This is a genomic window from Rhodococcus sp. P4_B6 (genome assembly GCF_056402215.1).
Map to the genome: position 1 here is coordinate 46076 of NZ_JBFUHV010000038.1, position 19745 is coordinate 65820.

The 19745-nt window shown below is 68.7% G+C and carries 17 protein-coding genes; 10 read left to right on the forward strand and 7 right to left on the reverse strand.

Annotated features, from left to right (window positions below; translation table 11 throughout):
- Positions 1-69 precede the first annotated feature (69 nt).
- Positions 70-2379 (forward strand): serine/threonine-protein kinase, encoded by a 2310-nt coding sequence (locus AC1DWT_RS19905; RefSeq protein WP_477921899.1) that lies wholly within the window; start codon positions 70-72, stop codon positions 2377-2379.
- Positions 2380-2477: 98 nt separating this feature from the next.
- On the opposite strand, the gene AC1DWT_RS19910 is transcribed toward AC1DWT_RS19905, so the two are convergent.
- Positions 2478-3104, reverse strand: a complete 627-nt coding sequence (locus AC1DWT_RS19910) for a TetR/AcrR family transcriptional regulator (protein ID WP_072944405.1) — start codon at positions 3102-3104, stop codon at positions 2478-2480.
- Positions 3105-3242: 138 nt separating this feature from the next.
- Between AC1DWT_RS19910 and AC1DWT_RS19915 the strand changes: the two genes are divergently transcribed.
- Entirely contained in the window at positions 3243-4475 is a 1233-nt protein-coding gene (locus tag AC1DWT_RS19915) for an oxygenase MpaB family protein (RefSeq protein ID WP_206013809.1), read from the forward strand.
- Here AC1DWT_RS19915 and AC1DWT_RS19920 read toward each other — a convergent pair.
- The gene (locus tag AC1DWT_RS19920) at positions 4460-4966 is read right to left on the reverse strand and encodes a mycothiol transferase (RefSeq protein WP_206013810.1); all 507 of its coding nucleotides are present in this window, start codon (positions 4964-4966) and stop codon (positions 4460-4462) included. The two genes, AC1DWT_RS19915 and AC1DWT_RS19920, sit on opposite strands and share 16 nt — an antisense overlap.
- Positions 4967-5000: 34 nt before the next feature.
- Positions 5001-7142, reverse strand: a complete 2142-nt coding sequence (locus tag AC1DWT_RS19925; RefSeq protein WP_206013811.1) for an MMPL family transporter — start codon at positions 7140-7142, stop codon at positions 5001-5003.
- A 99-nt stretch (positions 7143-7241) separates the two neighbouring features.
- On the opposite strand from AC1DWT_RS19925, the gene AC1DWT_RS19930 reads away from it, so the two are divergent.
- Positions 7242-7682, forward strand: a complete 441-nt coding sequence (locus tag AC1DWT_RS19930; RefSeq protein ID WP_072944399.1) for a MarR family winged helix-turn-helix transcriptional regulator — start codon at positions 7242-7244, stop codon at positions 7680-7682.
- Between the two features lie 16 nt (positions 7683-7698).
- Here the strand turns inward: AC1DWT_RS19930 and AC1DWT_RS19935 are convergent, their stop codons facing one another.
- Complete coding sequence (locus AC1DWT_RS19935) at positions 7699-8502, reverse strand: hypothetical protein (protein WP_072944397.1); 804 nt, start codon at positions 8500-8502, stop codon at positions 7699-7701.
- A gap of 89 nt (positions 8503-8591) precedes the next feature.
- Positions 8592-9116, reverse strand: a complete 525-nt coding sequence (locus AC1DWT_RS19940) for a lipoprotein LpqH (protein ID WP_206013812.1) — start codon at positions 9114-9116, stop codon at positions 8592-8594.
- A gap of 208 nt (positions 9117-9324) precedes the next feature.
- Here AC1DWT_RS19940 and AC1DWT_RS19945 point away from each other — a divergent pair, with 208 nt between their 5' ends.
- The 7 genes from AC1DWT_RS19945 to AC1DWT_RS19975 all read left to right on the forward strand — a co-directional run bounded on the left by AC1DWT_RS19945 (position 9325) and on the right by AC1DWT_RS19975 (position 17644).
- Positions 9325-10650, forward strand: a complete 1326-nt coding sequence (locus AC1DWT_RS19945) for a hypothetical protein (protein ID WP_072944394.1) — start codon at positions 9325-9327, stop codon at positions 10648-10650.
- Positions 10647-11681: a hypothetical protein gene (locus AC1DWT_RS19950; RefSeq protein WP_206013813.1), complete on the forward strand. Its 1035-nt coding sequence runs from the start codon at positions 10647-10649 to the stop codon at positions 11679-11681. The genes AC1DWT_RS19945 and AC1DWT_RS19950 overlap by 4 nt, the downstream gene beginning before the upstream one ends.
- 1 nt (position 11682) lies before the next feature.
- The gene (locus AC1DWT_RS19955) at positions 11683-13197 is read left to right on the forward strand and encodes a tetratricopeptide repeat protein (protein ID WP_206013814.1); all 1515 of its coding nucleotides are present in this window, start codon (positions 11683-11685) and stop codon (positions 13195-13197) included.
- A gap of 243 nt (positions 13198-13440) precedes the next feature.
- On the forward strand, positions 13441-14004 hold the full coding sequence (ahpC, locus tag AC1DWT_RS19960; RefSeq protein WP_072944388.1) for an alkyl hydroperoxide reductase subunit C: 564 nt from the start codon (positions 13441-13443) through the stop codon (positions 14002-14004).
- Positions 14005-14177: 173 nt separating this feature from the next.
- Positions 14178-15770 (forward strand): alkyl hydroperoxide reductase subunit F, encoded by a 1593-nt coding sequence (ahpF, locus tag AC1DWT_RS19965; protein ID WP_206013815.1) that lies wholly within the window; start codon positions 14178-14180, stop codon positions 15768-15770.
- Between the two features lie 66 nt (positions 15771-15836).
- Positions 15837-17129 carry a CHAT domain-containing protein gene (locus tag AC1DWT_RS19970; protein ID WP_420855114.1) on the forward strand — a complete coding sequence of 431 codons (1293 nt, stop codon included), beginning with the start codon at positions 15837-15839 and terminating at the stop codon, positions 17127-17129.
- Positions 17130-17230: 101 nt separating this feature from the next.
- Positions 17231-17644 (forward strand): VOC family protein, encoded by a 414-nt coding sequence (locus AC1DWT_RS19975; RefSeq protein WP_206013816.1) that lies wholly within the window; start codon positions 17231-17233, stop codon positions 17642-17644.
- Here the strand turns inward: AC1DWT_RS19975 and AC1DWT_RS19980 are convergent.
- Together AC1DWT_RS19980 and AC1DWT_RS19985 are read right to left on the reverse strand one after the other, a co-directional pair.
- Positions 17609-18658 (reverse strand): FAD-dependent monooxygenase, encoded by a 1050-nt coding sequence (locus AC1DWT_RS19980; RefSeq protein WP_241031368.1) that lies wholly within the window; start codon positions 18656-18658, stop codon positions 17609-17611. The two genes, AC1DWT_RS19975 and AC1DWT_RS19980, sit on opposite strands and share 36 nt — an antisense overlap.
- Before the next feature lie 148 nt (positions 18659-18806).
- Positions 18807-19745 (reverse strand): RNA-guided endonuclease InsQ/TnpB family protein (locus AC1DWT_RS19985; RefSeq protein WP_477921901.1); only part of this gene is annotated, 939 nt, incomplete at its 5' end.

A 19745-nucleotide genomic window follows, 5' to 3' on the forward strand; every position in this document is an offset into this window, starting at 1 on the left:
TCCGGAATACCCTGGCAAGTGCACGCACCGTGCACCGCCTGGACTCTGCACCCCCGGAATCGAACTGCCATGACCGAGCGCCCGCCGAGTGATTCGACGGTCGCGACTGGGCCGCCCACCGAACTGGGCGAGGAAACTCAGCTGCCGCCGTCGACGACGTCGGGCGCCGAACCGGTGTTCGTCGTCGACAGTGGCGTCGAACGCCTCGTCGCGGATTGGGAGTCGTCGGGTTCGCCGGCCGAACTCACCGAGTACCTGCCCGATACCGCTGCGATCCGGCGGGCGGCGCTGATCGAGTTGATCAAGGTGGACCTCGAGTATCGGTGGCTGCGGTCGGGCTGCCCGAAACGCATCCCGGAGTACTGCCTCGAATTCCCGGAGTTGCTGGCCGAACCGTTGCCGCCGGAACTCGTCTACCTGGAGTACCGGGTCCGCAGTCGGAGCGGCGCCRACGTCGATCCCGAGGAGTACGTCGCCGAGTACCCGCAGCAGGCGGACCGGTTCGAGACCCTGCTCGAAGACGACCTGCGCATGGACCGGCGCTCGGCGAGCGCGGCACTCGGCCCGGACGACGACTTCGACGTCGGCGGGCGCCTCGACGATTTCGATCTGATGATGGAGCTGGGCCACGGCGCGTTCGCGCGGGTGTTCCTCGCCCGGCAGCGGTCGATGCAGCGGTGGGTGGCGCTGAAGATCTCCCGCAACATCGGCAACGAGCCGCAGACCCTCGCGCAGCTCGACCACCCGTACATCGTCCGCGTCTACGACCAGCGGGTGCTGGAGGATCGCCGCCTGCGGGTGCTGTTCATGGAGTACGTCCCCGGTGGCACGCTCCTCGACGTGGTGCGGCTGGTCCGCAAGACCCCACCCGAGCAACGCTCCGGACAGTTGCTGCTCGATTCGGTGGACCGCGTCCTCGAGGCGCGGGGCGAGATCCGGCCCGAGTACTCGAGTGTGCGGGACGAGATCGCCGCGCTGTCGTGGCCGGAAACCGTCGCCTGGATCGGTCTGCGGCTCGCCGACGCACTCGACTACGCGCGGGCGCACGGCGTCCTGCACCGCGACATCAAACCCGCGAACGTGCTGCTGGGCCTGGAGGGCATCCCGAAGCTGGCCGATTTCAACGTCAGTTCGAGCGACAGCGTCGAGAATCGCGGCGCCGGCGGATTCATCGGCGGCTCCGTCGCCTACATGTCGCCCGAACAGTTGGAGGTGATCGACCCGGACATCCGCCGGACCGCCTCCGACCTCGACACCCGCAGCGACATCTTCGCGCTGGGGGTCATGCTGTGGGAACTGCTGACCGGGGCGCGGCCGTTCCCGGACGACGACGGGACCGCGTCGCCGCCGTCGCCGCAGGTACTTCTCGAGTCACGTCGCCGGGGCGTCGACCCGGAGCGGTCCGCGCTCCCCGAGGACTGTCCGGCCGCGATGCGGCGGATCCTGGTGAAATCCCTCGCGCCCGACCGGGACGACCGGTGGTCGAGTGGCCGGAAGCTGACGCGTCAGTTCGCGCTCTGCCTCGACCCGCACGCCCGCGATCTCGTCGACCCGGCGCCGGGAAGCGTCCGGTCGAGGATGTGGCGGTGGGCGCTGCCCATCGTGCTCGCCGCGGTCGGCATCCCGAATCTGCTGGCTGCGGGATACAACTACTACTACAACAAGGTGCTCATCATCGCGACGCTGCCCGCCGAGGCGCAGCAGGATCTGGAGTTCGTCCACCTGGTGATCGGCGGAATCGCGTTTCCGCTGGGCGCGGTTCTCATCGTCTACTGGTGTCGGCTGTCGCTGACGGTGCCGCGTGGTCTCCGCAACGGCCGAACCTACAGTTCCGAGGTGCTGGAGAAGGCACGGGCCACGACGCTGGCGCTCGGACATCGGGCGGTGGTGGTCAGCTTCGGGCTGTGGGTCGTCGCCGGGGTCGCCTACCCGATCGCCCTGGAACTCACGGCCGGCGGCATCCCGCTGCGCGCGTACACGCAACTCCTCGCGTCCCTCGCCGTGTGCGGGGCGGTCGCCCTCGCCTACCCGTTCTTCATCCTCACCTTCTACGCGGTGCGGTGCCTCTGCCCGATCCTGCTGTCGCACGGCGAGTTGCGCGGAAGCGACGGCCGCAACATCCGGGCCCTCGGCCGGGGCATGCCGCGGTACCTCGCCGTCGCCGCGGCCGTCCCGCTGATCGGGGTCGCCGGGCTCAGCTTCGTCGGCGGGAGCACTGGCGATGCCGTGAACGCGACGGTCCGCGCGCTGTGCCTGGGCGGGATCTTCGCCTTCATCGCCGTGTACCAGCTGTTCCGAAGGATCGAGAGCGATCTGCGCGCACTCGCGCGGGTCGTGTCGCTGGAGGTGCCGGGATCTCCGACCCATCGGCGTCGGTAGGAGCGGCCGGGTGGAAAGAGAAGGCCCCTGGTGCTGCCGGGTCGGGGTCCGACAGCACCATGGGCTCAACAAGTATTTCTCCCGAAGCCCCCTCCGCGTTACACCCCGTGTGTCGCGGTCCCGGCGAGGCCGCCCATCGTCATGTCGTAGAGGGCCGTGGCCAGCTGGTTTCGCCGGTCGCGCAGGTCCCGGCGAAGGTACTCGAGGCCCACCTCCCGATAGCTGACGGTGAGCACCAGGAGCAGCGCGTCGAGGTCGACACCCGGGCCGATCGCGGACGGATTCAACGTCACATACGTACGCAACAGGTCGCGGCATCGTTCCTCGATCCGGACCGAACGGTGAGCCGCCAGCGACAGGTGCGGGGCATCGTTGAGCAGCGAACCGAGGACGTCGCGGTACTCGTCCAGGACGGCGAGGAATTGGGTCTGCAGGGCGGCGTCCTTCAGGAACGTGCCCTCCGCGACCGACTGCTCGAGCTGCGCCCCGAACGCTGCCGTGGTTTCCTCCATGATCCGGTCCATCAGGACGTCGATGATCTCGTCCTTGTTCGCGAAGTACTGATACACCGATCCCTTCGAGATGCCCGCCGCTTCCGCGATCGCATTCGTGCTGCAGCCGGTGTACCCCTTCGCCCGCAAAACCTGACCAGTTGCCGACAGGATGCGTGCGACCGTCGCCTGCGAACGCTGCTGGGAGGGGTCTTTCCGCTGTCCAGTGCCCATTCGCGCAGCCTTCCCGTCTGTCACACAATGCGACTTGTACCCGTCCGATTCGGTGGAGTGAACTGTAACTCACAGCAACTCGAGCGGGGCTGAGGCACCAGGAAGCCCCTCTCGACGACCGAATCGAGTACCTCGAAAATGACAGAAACCCAGTCTCGGGAATCCGCCCCCGGCTTCTCCGAAGTCACGCCGCCGCGACGCTTCGACATGGACTCCGAGTGGGGTCGCCGCTCGATGCGGACGCTGTCGCGGTTCGTGCACGGCGATCCGACGCCCACCGCGGCGGAGCGGGAACTCCACGCCCGGGCGGTCGTCAGCCAGGACGAGATCGGTGCCGCGCTGGCGCGGGCGGTGCTCGTCGACAAGACCGTGACGATGGCCCAGTTCTCCCGGGCACTCTCCGACGGCATCGGCAGCGTGCCCGACCCCGCGCCGGCACTGGTCGCCTTCTTCGACGCGGTGGACCACCGGCCGTCGTGGGTCGACGACCGTCGCCTCGACCGCGGGGCCGCGGTCTGCCTGCGCAGCGGGATGACCGGACTCGACCTCCTCGCGACCGGTTCGCTGATGAACGGCTACCGCAGCGCCGCCACCTCCCGCCAACTCGTGGCCACCGGCAGGCTCGTCGGGGACGGCGCCGGTCAGCGGGTCGCCGAGACGGTGCGGTGGTGGTACGAGTGCGTCCTCCCGGGTGGCCTGGAGCGTGACCGCCGCGGCTGGCAACTGTCGGTCCACGTCCGGTTGATGCACGCGTTCGTCAATCTGACGCTGCTGCAGGACGAGGACTGGGACGTGTCCGACTGGGGCATGCCGATCAACCAGTCGGATCAGGCGGGGACGCTCGCGCTCTTCTCGACGACGTTCCTCGTCGGCCTCCGCTCGCTGGGGGTGTGGGTCTCCGCCGACGAGGGCGCGGACGTCATGCACCTGTGGCGGTACATCGGATGGCTGATGGGCATCGACGACCAGTGGCTGGTCGACGACGAGAACACCGGACGCCGCACCATATGCCAGATCGGGATGTTCGCTCCCGGACCCGACGACAACTCCCGGGTGCTGGCCGACTCACTGCAGAAGTCGTGGGCCGGCTTCCACTACCCGCACGCGGAGGCCCTGCGACGCCGACTCAACCGCCAGCGCCTGCTCAGCATCCAGCGGATGTTCTCCGGCAAGAGGGGCATGCGGGAACTCGGACTGCCGGTCGTGCCTGCCTGGTTCGTTCCGCTGGCACTCGCAGGGAACGGGACGATGCACGGTGCGGCGCGGGTGAGTCCGGCCATCCGGGACCGCGTCGGCCGCCGCTCCCGGCGGCGAGTGGAGGCGTGGCTCGCCGCGAACGAGACGCCGTCGACGGCTCAGCGACGCTCGTAGATACCGCGCACGTACGCCGCCTGCCCGGCGTGCTGAAGATCGTCGGAGACGACGCTGACCAAGCGGACCCCGAGAGTGACCGGCGGATCCCAATTCTCGTCGACGATCCGGTCGAGGTCGTCCGTGCCGATCGTCTGGACGTAATCGACGGTGCGGTCGTGGACGGCGTCGTGGTACTCGCGCAGCAGTTCGGCCCCGGTGCGCACCTTCGCCACCTCGTCCGAAGACTGCCCGTAACCGATGTCGGTGACCCGGAACGGGAGGTCGAAGCGCTCCACCCACCCGCCGGACGTCCACACCTGCTCGGTCCCCGCGACTCCGGCGACGTGATCGTCCTGCACCCGCGTGAGATGCCAGATCAGCCAGGCGATGGTGTTCGCGTCCGAGTCCACACGGAACGTGAGGGCGTCGGCCGGCAGATCGGCCAGCGTCGAATGCACGGCCTCCTGAATGCGATCGAAGGCGTCGGTCAACAGCGCGCTATGGTCCACGATCTTCCTTTCGTCGTGTTCACATCACGTTCCACTATGACCCCAGGCGGACCCGTTCGGCATGCCTCTGGACGTTCTCGTCCGGCTCCGGCGCCGACGCAAGCGTGCTCGGCCACCAGATCTTCTGCCCGATGTCGACGGTGAGGGCGGGCACCAGGAGCGACCGCACGAGGAGCGCGTCGAGGAGCACACCGAACGCGACGATGAAAGCGATCTGCGCGAGAAAGATCAGCGGAATGACGGCGAGCGCCGAGAAGGTCGCCGCCAGAACCACTCCCGCCGACGTGATCACGCCGCCGGTGACGGTCAGACCGCGCAGAGCTCCACGCCGGGTGCCGATGCGCCGGGCCTCTTCCCGGACCCGGGTCATGAGGAAGATGTTGTAGTCGATTCCGAGGGCGACTAGGAACACGAACGCGAACAGCGGGACGACGGGATCGGCGCCCGGGAATCCGAAGACGTGCTCGAAGACGAGGGACGAGATACCCAGTGTCGCAGCGAAGGACAGCACGACCGTCCCCATCAGCAGCAGCGGCGCGAGCAGTGAACGCAGCAGCAGGCACAGGATCGCGAACACCACGAGGATCACGACGGGGATGATCAGGGTGCGGTCCCGGGTCGACGTCGTCTTGGTATCGAAGTCCGTGGCGGTGGCGCCGCCGACGAGGGCGTCGGCACCGCCGATCGGGTGGACGGCGTCACGCAGGCGGACGATGGTGTCCTCGGCTGCGGCCGAATCGGCCGGATCGGTCAGGGTCGCTTCGATCGCCACGCGGCCGTCCACCACCAGTGGGTCCTGCGTGCCGGGTGCGGTCAGCACGGTGAGGTCGCCGACGCCGTCGACCCGGCCGGCGTCGAGTACCGCATCGAGTGCGCCCTCGTTCGCGATGATCACCGCCGGCGAACCGGAACCGGCGTCGAAGTGGTCGCCGAGGATCTGCTGGCCCGCAACGGAGTCGACCTCGAGCAGGAACGTCTCGGACTCCGCGACGCCGCTCGCCTTGAACTGAGGAAGCAGGAGCGCGAAGAGCACCAGCACCAAGCTGGACGCCACCCAGAATCGGCGCGGATGTGCGCCGATCCGCGCGGCGAGCGCGGCCCAGAACTTGTGGTCGGCGGCCTCGTCCTTCTCGGCATGATGCGCGTCGAAGGCGGGCCTGCTCGGCCAGTACGCCGCGCGGCCGAGGAGCACGAGCACCGCGGGGAGATACGTCATGGAGGCGACGAACGATGCCGCGATGCCGATGGCGGCGACCGGTCCGAGACCGCGGTTGGAGTTGAGATCGGACAGCAGCAGGCAGAGCACGCCGGCGATGACGGTGCCCGCGGAGGCGGCGACCGGTTCGAGTGTCGCCCGCCAGGCGGTCCGCATGGCGCGGTACTTGTCCTGCTCGATTCGCAGTTCCTCGCGGTAGCGGGACACGAGTAGCAGGGCGTAGTCGGTGGCGGCGCCGAACACCAGGATGAACAGGATCCCCTGGCTCTGACCGTTCAGCGCGATCACGCCGGCGTCGGCGAGCAGATAGACGAGCAGACTCGACAGTCCCAGCGCGAAGACGGCGGACGTGATCACCGCGAACGGGAGGATCGGGCTGCGGTAGACGACGATGAGGATGAGGATCACGACGACACCCGCCACCAGGAGCAGCAGTCCGTCGATTCCCGCGAACGCCGACGACAGATCCGCCACCTGACCGGCGGGCCCGGTGACGAGGACGGTGAGACCGTCCGGTGCGGCACCGAGCGCGTCCCGGAGTTCGGTGACACTGTCGCCGACCTCCCCTGTGCTGTCGATGGGCACGAACATCTCCAGCGCCCGACCGTCAGCGGACGGGATCGGCGGCGACACCTCCTCACCGAATCCCTCCGAACCGGCGAAGGCGGCCGCGGTGCCCGAGAGGAATTCGGTGTCGGCGGCGGTGATCCCCGACGTCCGTTCGGCGACGACGATCGCGGGCACGAACCGGGTGTCGGTGAAGCCCTTCTGCAGGGCGGACACCTCGGTGGCCTCGGCCGACGCGGGCAGGAACGACGTGCTGTCGTTCTGCTGAACCGTGGACAATTTGCCGGCGAACGGCCCACCGAACCCGCCGACGGCGAGCCAGACGATCACCAGCACGGCTGGCAGAATCCACCGCAGGCGACGAACCGGGCGTGGGCGGGCAGTTGTGGTCACGTGCTCTCCAATGCTGGACGGTTCGACGACCGGATGTCCGGATTGCGACGATCCTATTTTGTTCAGCCTGCTGAGCAAATTGCAAATGGAGGCGAAGAAATGACGAGCGACGGCATGGATCAGTGGCCCACCGGACGGCTGTTGTCCACGGCTGCGCGCCTGGTCGAGCACTCGTGGGAGGACATTCTCCGGTCGCAGAACATGACCCACGCGGGACTGATCTGCCTGCACACGATCGCCGGCCGGCCGGCCTCGCAACGCGACATCGCGAAGGCCTCGCGGGTGACGGATCAGACCATCAGCCGCACCATCGACCGCCTCGAGCGGGGCGGGTACGTCACCCGGGAGACCGATCCGAACGACGAGCGCCGCAAACGGGTCGCGATCACCGAGCCGGGACGCGCGATCTACCAGCACCTGCTGACCCTGGAGAAGGAGGACGCGGCCCTCACCGCCGCCGTCGGCGACGTGGGGCCGCTGCGCGAACAGCTCCTCCATCTCGTCCGGTCGCTGGGACTTCCGCCCCGGGACGAGGACTGATCCTGCCGCGGGCCCGTCACACATTCGCAGGCAGGGCGATGACGACCTCCTGCTCGTTCCCCGGCAGATAGTGAACCGTCACCACCCTGCCGACCTGGACGTGCCCGACGGTGCGCGGCGGCATGAACTTCTCGACGCGGGTGGTGAACGTCGTGCCGTCGGGCCGGGTGACCGCCAGCCCGAGTTCCACCTTCGAATTCCCGTTGCGGATCTCCCCGGGCACACTGAGCGACTGCACCACCGCCTGCGCGGGAATGCCGCGAGCCGCGATGTCGAGCTTGGCCGGGGTGGTGACACCCTGCCGAATCATGGATCGGTTCAACGCGTCCTGCGCCGACGTCACGTCACCCGAGCGGTCGATCTCGACCTTGTCGGTGCGGCCCGCAAGGTAGCGGACGGGGAGCACGACACCCGGACGGAGAAGCGCCAACTCGGTCAGCGGCACGATCATCCTGGCGTGCGACTCGAACATCTTGCCGTCGTCGCCCTCCACGGCGAGGTCGATCCGCACTTCCGGTTGGTCGTTGAGAGTCATGCCCGTCTGCTGCACCGACCGCACCGTTCCGATCCCGACGGCTCCGTTGCGGAACGCGGCACTGTTGCGCCCCGTGAACGCCGCCAGCACGCTGTCGCCGGTGACGGCGAAACACACCACGACCACGCTGACCGCGACGATCGGCCAGATCATCTGCGGGCCGACCCACGACAGCGCGTCGATTCCGTAGTTCGTCCGGCCCCGATCGCCGAGGCCGTACCAGAGGTAGTAGCCGACCGAGCCGACGAGAAACACCAGGGCGGCGGTACGCACGATCTTCTTCACGAGGTGTCCTTTCCGTGCCTGAACTGGGGGGAGGTGGGACGCGCGCGAACTCGAGGTGGCTCCGCGCGCGTCCCGGGGTGGGCCGGGGCTCAGCCGCCCACGACGGTCGAGCATGCGAACGTGATGTCGAACTTCGCCGAACTCGGCGCGGTCGGGTTGCTCATGTCGGGCGCCCCGACGCCCTCGCCGGTGACCGTGTAGGTGTCGCCGTCCTTGACGACCTTCGCGGAGCCGCCCGGCATGCCCTGCCCGAAGCCGAGTGCGTACGGGAGGCCGTTCGACCCGCCCTTGCTGCCGGCGATCCCGACCGCCTGCACGGTGTCGGTGCCGGTGATCGTCGCGGAGACCGCCAGGTCGCCGTACGTCGCGTTGCCGGTGTCCGCCAGCGCCAGGGCCAGGGTGTCGCCCTGCTTGGCGCAGGTCGCGTCGAAGTTCGCGTCCAGCGCCTTGCCGTCGACCGCGGCCGCCGACGCACCCGCCGGGGCCTGCTCGGAGCTTCCGCCGCCGGAGTTGTCGCCGGTGTCGCTGCAGCCCGAGACGAGCAGGGCGACGGCGGCCGCCGCGACGATGCCTGCGGTGTAGACGCGCTTCTGAGTCCGAACGATCTTGTTCATGATCCGTCCTTCACGTTTCGTGAGGGGCGCTCGGCGCCCGTCGTCGATTCCTTCGGCTCGCGGACTGGAGCCGATGTGAGAAAGGTAAGAACTTCTCGCGCCCTACCGATCCCAGATTTCTCGCTGCGTCGGCGGGCCGCGCCTGCGGTAACCTGCTCGAATGCGGACGGGACCGAGGGGCTCAGCGGCTGCTCGGCGACCGCGGGCGATGGTCCTCGACGAGGTGTGGCGCGAACTGGAAGGCGTCGAACCGCTCAGCGGGCCCGACGGCGGACCCCTGAGCCGCACGGTGAAACTGATCCTCGATCCGCTGGTCATCCGCCCGGTACAGAACCCGCTGTGCGCCGGTCCGATCGTCACCGCCGACGCGGCGCAGCTGCTCGCCACCCGGGTGCACGCCTCCGCCGACGTACTGCGGGCCACCGCGGCCTGGTTCACGCTGCTCAAACGGGTCCGCCGGGCGCTGCGCATCACGGACGGCAACCCGCAGGACCTGTACTTCCAGCGGTGTTTCGAACTCGCGACCGGTTCGGGTGCACCCGACCCGCTCCGCGACGGGTCCGTCGCCGAGGCCACGCTGCGCGACGTGCACGAGGTCGCCGCCGGCCGCACCACACAGGCGTTGAAGGCCCACGTCACCGACCCGGCGCGGGCGCGGGAACTGAGCGCCCTCATCGACCTCGCGTGGGGGCGGCGACCGCTGTCGGGCGCCGCGACGGGCGACCACGCCGACGCTGTGGCCGCGGTCCTCGACGCCTGTCCCGGCGCGCGTCTCGAGGAGGACGGTGACGACGGACGGCACGCCCTCGACGAGCTGATCGCCGGCCACGCGGGGACTCACCACGGGATTGCGTTGTGGACGATCGAGGTCTCGGCTCACCGGTTCGGCCTGACGGTGCATCCCGTCCCCGGACCGCCACACCTCGGAACCTCGGCGTCCACCTCGGCGCTCGGGCTCCCCTTCGACCGCTCCGTCCACGAACGCGTCTTCACGGTGCTCCGCGCGTCGACCGACCGTGCGGAGCTACCGCCGATACACGAACTGGTGACCACCGAGATCGCCCGAAGTTGCTCGCCCTGGGCACTTCTCGACGAATCGTTGCGGGTCGCGGCGACGACGGGTGCCGCACTCGCGACCGGTCTCCGCCCGATCGGGACGGCACCCGCTCCCACGACCACGGACACGACCGCCGTCCGGGTGATCAACGGTCGCTGGCAACGCGAGGCGTACGTCCTGCAGGCGCGCCGCCTCACCGTGAACGCCGACGCGGCGACGCTGTCCGACACGAATCCGCTGGCGGCCATCGCCGCCGAACTCCGCGAGCCGTGGCGGCCCTACCTCCGCCGCCTGTGGGTCCGCCTGCACGGCCGCGACGTCCGAGAGTTCTCCGTCCACGAACCAGGCGAACTGTGGGATCTCCTGGACGGTGTGGCTCGGTCGGTCATCCTCGACCACCGGATGCGGGTCAAGCAGGCGCTCAGCGCAATTCCGCTCGCGGATGCGGCGGATGCTCCCGAATCGAGGGCGAGTTGACCACCGGCACCGTGCGGATCGACCGCGTCGCCGACGGGGTCTGGATCATCGCCCCAGAGAACGCACCGAGCGTCCTCGACGACGCAGCGGGCATCGACGTGACGGTGCTGGAGGTGCTCGGCGGGCACCTGTCGTGGAGTGTGTTCGCCGAACACACCGTCCCGGTCGCGGTGATCGACGACGTCGACTCGGCGCAGAACTGGGTGTGGGCGGTGTTCGGCGAGGAGGTGGCACTCGCCGTGGCCGAGGGCGAGACCGGGAGCGAGGTCACGGTCGAACCGGCCCGGCCGCGGGTGGCCGTCGGCGCCCGACGCCTCGCGTTCGCGCACTGGGCGGCGCGGTGGTGGCCGACGTCGACGGTCGACGCCATCCCGGCGCTCGACGCGGGGCTGTTGAACCGCGAGATCGCGACACTCGTCGAGGACTGCGATCTGCTCGTCGACGGGGACGACGCGCTCGCGCCGGAAGGACCCACGCTCTCCGACCGTCCCGGGCGGGCCGACGACTACGCGCTCGCCGCAGGCGCCGCGACCGCGACGCGGCCGGGCACCCTCGTGCTGACGCGAGGCATCACGGGATCCGACTGGCGCCGGTACCCTCCCGGTCTCGTCGACTGTTCCGAAGGCGCGGTGTCGTGGGAGGTGGTGCGCACCTCCGGGAACACCGCCGTGCGCGTCAGTATCGTTGCGGCACCGTATGTCTCCGAACCCGTGCCGGATCATGTCCGCCCCCGCGCCCTGATCGGCACCGCCTCCTGCGCCGTCGACGTCGCGCTGCGACTGTCGGGAGACGTCTGGTTCGGCGAGTCGGCCGCACCACCCGGTGCGGAAGCGGGAGTGTCTGTGGTCGTGTATCTGCCCGGGTTCGGCGTGAACGGTGTCGCGGACGTCGGCGGTCCGGACGTCCGGGAGCGGGTTCGGGCCCTGGCCCGTCTGCGGCTGCGGCGGGCCGCGGAGCCGACTCCGGAAAACGCACCCGACGCGCCGCTGCTCGCCGAGATAGACGCGGCCGCCTCGGATTCGGACTTCTGACATGGACGACCAGACGGGCCGCGACCTTCTTGCCGCGGGAGCCGCGGCCTATGCGCGGGGCGACGTCGCCGAGGCGCTCCGGACGTTCGAGCAGGTCGCCGCCGCGGCCACCGGCGATCTCCGGACGAGCGCGATCATCAATGCGGCCAGCATGTCCGACGAACTGGGCGAGCACGCGAAGGCCGTCGACCTGTACCGGGAGGCCCTCGCGGTGATGCCTGCCGACGCGATCCGGATGCGTCCGGCGGCGCTGGTCAACCTGTCACAGGCACTGCAGCACATCGGTGATCTCGACGGCGCCCAGGGCGCGCTCGAGCAGGCGCGGGAACTGCTCGCGGCCGGCGGCGAAGACCAGGGTGACCTGCGGGTCGCGTGTCTATTGTCGCTCACCGCGGTCGCGATGCATCGGCAGCAGTGGGCGCACGCGGCCGACGTGGCCACCGAGTCCCTCGACGCGGCAGTCCGTTTCGCCCCGGGGCTCGCGGGCCATCCGTTGATGAACCTCGCTGCCATCCATTTCGAGACCGGGCGTTTCGATCTCTCCGACGACTTCGCCGGGCAGGCGCTCGCCGCATTCGAGACGGCGGGCGACGTCAACGCGGTCGCCGAGACGCAGCAGAACCTGGGCATCATGCGTGTCCGCACGGGTCGCCTCGACGATGCGGAACCGCTGCTGCTGTCGAGTCAGTCGTATTTCGAGCGGGCCGGGATCGGCCACCGGGCGGGAATCGGATCGAAGGTGCTGGCATTTCTCGCCGAGGGCCGCGGCGACACCGCACGCGCGGCGGCGCTCTACCGCCGCAGCCTCGACTACTTCCGGGGGTCCGGAGCGGTGCTCGACGTCGCGGACGTCGAGACGCGCCTCGCCACCGTCGCCTTCACCGAGGGCCGACCGGGCGAGGGCGAGAGACTGCTCGCCGCCGCGTTCGCCACGTACCGCGAACTGGGTCTCGGACTGCACTGCGCGCAGGTCGACTTCTGGCACGCGACCCTCCTCGAATCCGTGCCGACCGCCGCCGGCACACCGGACGATGCGGCGCAGACACGGGCCACCGCGCTCGCCGTGCCCGCGGCGATCGCCATCGACGCCGTGCGATACACACTCCCGAACGGCCGACAGCGCGAGCAGTGGAACCGCGAGATCGCCGACCCGGCGATGCAATTGGCGTTCCGTCTCGCCTACGCCTCCGGCGACGCCCGGTTGGTCGCCGATCTCGTCGAGGCGCAGTGCGCGGGGACGACGGTGGACATCGGCCGGGCAGGGCACGGCACCGCGGCGCGACTGCCCCTGCAGTTGCCCGACCCTCCCCCGGTCGGCGCCGCCGACACCGACGGCTCCTTCCTGCTCGGCGCCGCACTGGCGGGAGTCGCGGCCGGCGCCGGCCTGCCGGTGCCCCTCCCCCCGCGGCTCGCCGTGACGTCGGACGGACGGATCGTGCTGGGCTCCTCGATCGCGGCCGCCGAGAAGCGCTATGGGCGCGAGGTCCGCGACCACCGCGTGGTGCCGGCCTGGTGATCCCACTTTCCCTTCCCTGCGAGGTGATTCAGGGCCGAAGGGTGTCACGGTGGTCACACCGCACGTCCGGTGACCGCCCCGGGACGTGTGGGTGAATGTCCACGCTGACCTGCGAAGTGTCCGATTCGACGGCCATTGATAGCCCCATCCAATCTATGGAATAGGTCTCATAGATTGGACCTATTCCAATCTGCTGGATAGCCTCGTCGCTGTCGGCTTCCAGTCTTACGAATAGAGGTTCCAATGGCCCTGATCAACACGCAGATCAAGCCCTTCGCGGCGTCCGCTTTCAAGGACGGCGCGTTCATCACCGTGTCCGCGGACGACATCAAGGACAAGTGGGCTGTCTTCTACTTCTACCCGGCCGACTTCACCTTCGTCTGCCCGACCGAGCTCGGCGACCTCGCCGATCACCACGAGGAACTGCAGCGTCTCGGCGTCGAGGTCTTCTCGGTGTCCACCGACACCCACTTCACGCACAAGGCGTGGCACGGATCGTCCGACACCATCGGCAAGATCAAGTACGCCATGATCGGTGACCCGACGCAGGAGATCAGCAAGAACTTCGAGGTGCTGCGCGAGAACGAGGGACTGGCCGATCGCGGCACCTTCCTCGTCGACCCCGACGGCGTCATCCAGTTCACCGAGGTCACCGCAGAAGGCATCGGCCGCAACGCCGCCGAGCTGGTCCGCAAGGTCAAGGCCGCTCAGTACGTCCGGTCGCACCCGGGCGAGGTCTGCCCCGCCAAGTGGGAAGAGGGCGAAGAGACCCTCGCTCCGTCGCTCGACCTCGTCGGCAAGATCTGACGTAGCCCAGTCGACCGTAGGCACGGGCTCAGATCTTCTGAGCCCGTGCGCGCGGTTCCCGGTGCTCCGCTCCCGTGGGGGGCAATCGGTGTCGCACCAACACTTTCCGGACCGCCCAGAGCTGGTTTCCGGTTTCCGATCCCTTTCCTCCCCGATCGATGGAGTAGATCCGCATGCTCGAAGCCTCGCTCGCCGGCCAATTGAAGTCCCTGCTCGAACGGCTGACCCTGCCGATCGAGCTCGTCTCCTCACTCGATGACGGCCCCAAGTCCACCGAACTCGCCGAACTGCTCACCGAGATCGCGGCGATGTCGGACAAGGTCACCTACGAACGCCGCGACGACGACGCGCGACGCCCGTCCTTCGCCGTCCGCCGCAGTGGCACCGACATCGAGGTCCGCTTCGCCGGGATCCCGCTCGGCCACGAATTCACCTCGCTCGCACTCGCTTTGCTCCAGGTCGGCGGTTACCCGTCGAAGGAGTCCCCCGAACTGCTCGAGCAGGTCCGCAACCTCGACGGCGACTTCTACTTCGAGACCTACTTCTCGCTGTCCTGCCAGAACTGCCCGGACGTGGTGCAGGCCCTGAACCTGATGTCCGTGCTCAATCCGCGCATCAGCCACGTCGCGATCGACGGCGCCCTGTTCCAGGACGAGGTCGACGGCCGCCAGATCATGGCCGTGCCGACGGTCTTCGTCAACGGCGAGCTCTTCGGCTCCGGCCGGATGAGCCTCGAGGAGATCATCGGCAAGCTCGACGTCGGTGCCGCCGACCGCGCCGCCACCGCGATCGCGCAGAAGGACCCGTTCGACGTGCTCGTCGTCGGCGGTGGCCCGTCCGGTGCCGCGGCCGCGGTGTACGCCGCGCGCAAGGGAATTCGCACCGGTATCGCCGCCGAGCGCTTCGGCGGCCAGGTGCTCGACACCATGGCGATCGAGAACTTCATCTCCGTTCCCTACACGGAGGGCCCCCAGTTCGGGTCTGCGCTCGAGAATCACGTCCGCCAGTACGGCGTCGACATCATGAACACCCAGAAGGCCGCGAAGCTCGTGCCCGCTGCCACCGAGAACGGTCTCGTCGAGATCGAACTGGAAAGCGGTGCCTCCCTTCTCGCACGGACCGTCATCCTGTCGACGGGTGCACGGTGGCGCTCGATGAACGTGCCCGGCGAGGACCAGTACCGGAACAAGGGCGTCACCTACTGCCCGCACTGCGACGGACCGCTGTTCAAGGGCAAGCGCGTCGCCGTGATCGGTGGCGGCAACTCCGGAGTGGAGGCCGCGATCGATCTCGCCGGACTCGTCGAGCACGTCACGCTCATCGAGTTCGACTCCGTGCTCCGCGCCGACGAGGTGCTGCAGCGCAAACTGCGCAGCCTCCCCAACGCGGACATCCTCCTGAGCACGCTCACGACGGAGGTCGTCGGGGACGGCAACAAGGTCACCGGTCTGGCGTACCAGGACCGCACGACCGATACCGCTCACACGCTCGACGTCGAGGGGGTATTCGTCCAGATCGGTCTCCTGCCCAACACCGAGTGGCTGGCCGGGAGCATCGAGCTGTCCGATCGCGGCGAGATCGCGATCGACGACCGCGGCCAGACGTCGGTCCCCGGCGTGTTCGCCGCCGGCGACTGCACCACCGTGCCGTACAAGCAGATCGTGATCGCCGCCGGTGCCGGCGCGACGGCAGCGCTGAGCGCATTCGATCGGCTCATCCGAACGGGTGTGCCTGCCGAGGATTCCGCCGCCGCAACCGTCGGCTAGTTCGGTCACCCACCCGGGTGCGTGGCACGCACGCCACCGCCCGGGTGGGTAGGGAATGCTGGGGCGGTGCCGACTCACCTGTCCCACCCGCCGACCTCGCACGAGCAGCCCACCGCGATCGTGCGGATGGCCGACGCCGGCGACCTGTACACGTCGTGGCGGTGGACCCACGACTCCCACCCCGGCGGTGTCGGCGTCGCCCCCGCCGCGCAGGTGGACGAGGCCGTCGCCGCGCTGGCCCGGGCCCTGCCCGACCTCACGGACCCGCAGGGGCTGCACCGTTCGCTGACCACGGGCGCGTTCTCCGGCTACGAGTCCGAACACGATCTGGCTCAACTCCTCTCGCGCACGTTTCTCCCGTTCGGCCTCGCCCGGCAGTTGCACGAGCTGTTCACCCGCGGCGTGCGCCCCCATCTCCGGATCCAGCCGTCACCCCGGGTCGCGCAGGTGCCGTGGGAACTGATCGCCCCCGACGCCGGGCTTCGTCTCGTCGACATCGCGGACGTCAGCCTGCTGGCCCCGCTCAGCATCGTGCACTCACCCGGTCGCCCGGTCCGAACCTGGACGGACGGCCGCCGGCTTCCCGTCGTCGCGGTCCTCGACCCCCGGGTTCCGGGGTTCCGCGCCGATTCGGTTCTCGGTTCCGTCCTGGGGCGGATGGCCGCGGACAGCCCGCTGTCGCAGCGGATCGCGACGTACGCCGACGAGGGCCGGCTGCTTCCCGCCGTGGACGGACCACTGGACGTGTTCCGCCGCGAAGACGTCGACCGGGCATGGCTCGGTGCGGCGTTGCGCGAGGGCGCGGGCCGGCTGGTGTACGTCGGGCACGTCACCGCGGCGGTACCCGAATCCGGTCAGAGCGAGCACGCCGAACTGCACCTCGCCTGCTCCGCCGACGCCGTCGGATTCGCGGAGCCGACGCGCGCGCACCGGCCGTTGTCCGCGAAAGACCTCCTGCTGGGAACGCACACACTCACCGACGAACCGATCCGCGGCGCCGACCTGTGGCCGATCCCGAGCCGGGTTGCGCTCATCGCCTGCGAGAGCGGCGGCGACCTGCGGTTCAGCGAGGCCCTCGGACTGGTCTCCGCGATGATCGCCGGCGGGGCGGAACTCGTCACCGCCAGCCGCTGGGCACTTCCCACCGACCTCGCGTTCCAGCGCATCGCCGGCGCCACACCGCACGCGCGCCCGCTGCAGGACGCCATCTGTTCGATCGACGCGGCACACGAACTGCCCGACGCGGTCGGCGCGCTCTGCGCGTGGCAGCGCGACCGGGTCGCCGCCTGGCGGGACGAACGGTCGATCGAGCATTCACCGGTGCTCTGGACGGCGTTCGCGACCGTCGCGGTGCTCTGAAACACCTGGTGCAGTACCGAGCTTTGCGTTCCCCACATCGTGTCGGTCGGTCGTTGTACCGTCGTTGCTGTCGGTTCCGGCACCTAGAAGGAGCATGCCCCATGACCTCTCGTCTCAACCCCTACATCAGCTTCAACGGCGACGCTCGGCAGGCAATGGAGTTCTACAAGGACGTCTTCGGTGGCACTCTGGCGGTGAGCACATTCGGTGAGTTCGGCGCCCCGGACGCCGAAGGAGCCGACAAGATCATGCACGCCATGCTCGAATCCGACAACGGGTTCACCCTCATGGGGGCAGACACGCCGCCCGGCATGGAACACAACCCGGGCACCAACATCGCGGTGAGCCTGAGCGGCGACGACGGCGACCTGCTCCGCGGTTACTGGGCCAAGCTCTCGGATGCCGGCTCCGTGTCGGTGCCCCTCGAAAAGCAGATGTGGGGAGACGAATTCGGTGCCTGTACCGACCAATTCGGTATCTCATGGATGGTCAACATTGCCGGGACGCCCAGCTGATCGCAGCGCCGGGTAGTCCTGCAGGTCGATGTCGGTGGCGAAGGAGTCGGTCAGCTTCATCATCAGGCCGAACAGGGCCTTGGACTTGAACGTCCAATTCCGCAGCCTGATGCGAGTCGGCGACTTCGGCGCGAGAAACGGTCCGGCACCGGCCTTGCGGGCGACCTTCGCATACCGGTGCATCTGCTCGTCGTAGCGTCCGAACGCCACGCGGTGGTCGCCACCGGTGGCGGCGAGTTCGCCCGCGAGCACATACGCACCGACGAGGGCGAGTCCGGTCCCGAAGCCGCCCAGCGTGTTTCCGTACGCGGCATCGCCGAGTAGGGCGACGCGTCCGGCGGTGTAGGTGTCGGTCTCGACCCTCGCGATCGAGTCGAGATAGAAGTCCGGCGCGTCGTCCAGGCGCGCGAGCAACCCGGGCACGCGCCAGCCTGCACCTGCGTACGCGGCGGCCAGCAGTCGCTTCTGCTCGGTGATGTCGCCACGGTCGTAGTCGATCGGGTCGGAGGCGAAGACGAACAATTCGGGAGCCTTCGGTCCACCGACGACGGCCATCCTTCCGGGTTCGTTGTACATCCATCCCGTCGCGCGTTCCCGGTCGGGCGACGCCGCAGTCACCGCGGCCGTGGTGCCGACGACGGCGTAGTAGTACCCGAGGAATCGGACGAAGTCCTCCTCCGGCCCGAACCCGTGTTTGCGCACCGCCGAGTGGATGCCGTCGGCGCCGAACACCAGATCGAAACGGCGTGCGTGCGATTTCTCGAACATGACCTCGACACCGGACTCCGTGTCGGTGACCGCGGTGACGGAATCACCGAAGAGGTACTCGCACGAATCCGCGGTCCGTTCGTAGAGGATCTCGGTCAGGTCCCCCCGCAGGATCTCGACGTCCCCGCCGATGAACTCACCGGGCATCGTCGCCAGGTGCTTGTCGCGCTCGTCCACGATCCGGAGGTCCGTCTTTCCGGTCTGCCTGCGGCGCACCTCGTCGAGAATCCCCATCCTCTCCAGCACCCGCCGGTGCACCTCGCCTTCGAAGTCGACGGCCTGGCATTGGTAGACACTATTCCGGTTGACTTCCTCTCGGCCGTGAACGACCGAGATTCCCCTCGGGACTCGCGTCTCGAGGTTCCTGTTTCACCGACAGTCGCCTCCCCGCACGTTAGGTGCGGGGCGGTCTCACACCGTCTCCGCAGGCTGCCACCGTCAGTCCGACGGCCAAAATATTCCTCGCCGCGTTCACGTCCCGATCGTGGACGACGCCGCACCGGCACGTCCACACCCGCACATCCAGCGGCATCGTCGACGCGATCTCCCCGCACACCGAGCAGGTCTTCGACGACGGACAGAACCGGTCGATCACCACCACCCGCCGCCCGTACCAGTCGGCCTTGTACTCGAGCATCGACCGGAACTCGGACCAMCCCGCATCCGAGATCGCCCGAGACAACGACCGATTCTTGACCATGTTCCGCACACTCAGATCCTCGATGGCGATCACTTGATTTTCGCGCACCAGCCGAGTGGAGAGTGTGTGCAGATAATCGCGCCGCCGATCGGCGATCCGACCATGAATCTTCGCGACCTTCAGTCGGGCCTTGGCCCGGTTCCGGGATCCCTTCTGCTTCTTGGCCAGCATCCGTTGCGCCTTCGCCAGCCGCTCACGATCCGTGCGCTCATGGCGCGGGTTGGTGATCTTCTCCCCCGTCGAGAGCGTGTACAGGCTGGTGATCCCGGCATCGAGCCCGACCACCCGACCCGTCGACCCGAGTTCGGTGATCGTGTCCTCGACGAGGATCGAGATGTGGTACTGACCACGAGCATTACGCGACACCGTCACCTGCGACGGCGTCGCCCCCTCGGGCAACGGCCTCGACCACCGAATATCCAGGGGTTCGGACTGCTTGGCCAACCGGAGTTGCCCGCCGCGGTAGGTGAAGCAGTTCGAGTAGTAGGTCGCCGACTCCTTCGACTGGCCCTTCCTCTTGAATTGCGGGTAGCCGGCCTGCGTGCGCCAGAACCTCTCGAACGCGCCCTGCAACTGCCGCAGCGATTCCTGCAACGGCCCCTTCGACGGCTCCGCCAACCACTCCGTCTCAGC

Bases quoted from the DNA above. Each gene is read 5' to 3' on its own strand.
- AC1DWT_RS19955 (WP_206013814.1), top strand. From the start codon at position 11,683: ATGGACGACCAGACGGGCCGCGACCTTCTTGCCGCGGGAGCCGCGGCC.
- ahpC (WP_072944388.1), top strand. From the start codon at position 13,441: ATGGCCCTGATCAACACGCAGATCAAGCCCTTCGCGGCGTCCGCTTTC.
- AC1DWT_RS19940 (WP_206013812.1), bottom strand. From the start codon at position 9,116: ATGAACAAGATCGTTCGGACTCAGAAGCGCGTCTACACCGCAGGCATC.
- AC1DWT_RS19910 (WP_072944405.1), bottom strand. From the start codon at position 3,104: ATGGGCACTGGACAGCGGAAAGACCCCTCCCAGCAGCGTTCGCAGGCG.
- AC1DWT_RS19915 (WP_206013809.1), top strand. From the start codon at position 3,243: ATGACAGAAACCCAGTCTCGGGAATCCGCCCCCGGCTTCTCCGAAGTC.
- ahpF (WP_206013815.1), top strand. From the start codon at position 14,178: ATGCTCGAAGCCTCGCTCGCCGGCCAATTGAAGTCCCTGCTCGAACGG.
- AC1DWT_RS19930 (WP_072944399.1), top strand. From the start codon at position 7,242: ATGACGAGCGACGGCATGGATCAGTGGCCCACCGGACGGCTGTTGTCC.
- AC1DWT_RS19945 (WP_072944394.1), top strand. From the start codon at position 9,325: ATGGTCCTCGACGAGGTGTGGCGCGAACTGGAAGGCGTCGAACCGCTC.
- AC1DWT_RS19975 (WP_206013816.1), top strand. From the start codon at position 17,231: ATGACCTCTCGTCTCAACCCCTACATCAGCTTCAACGGCGACGCTCGG.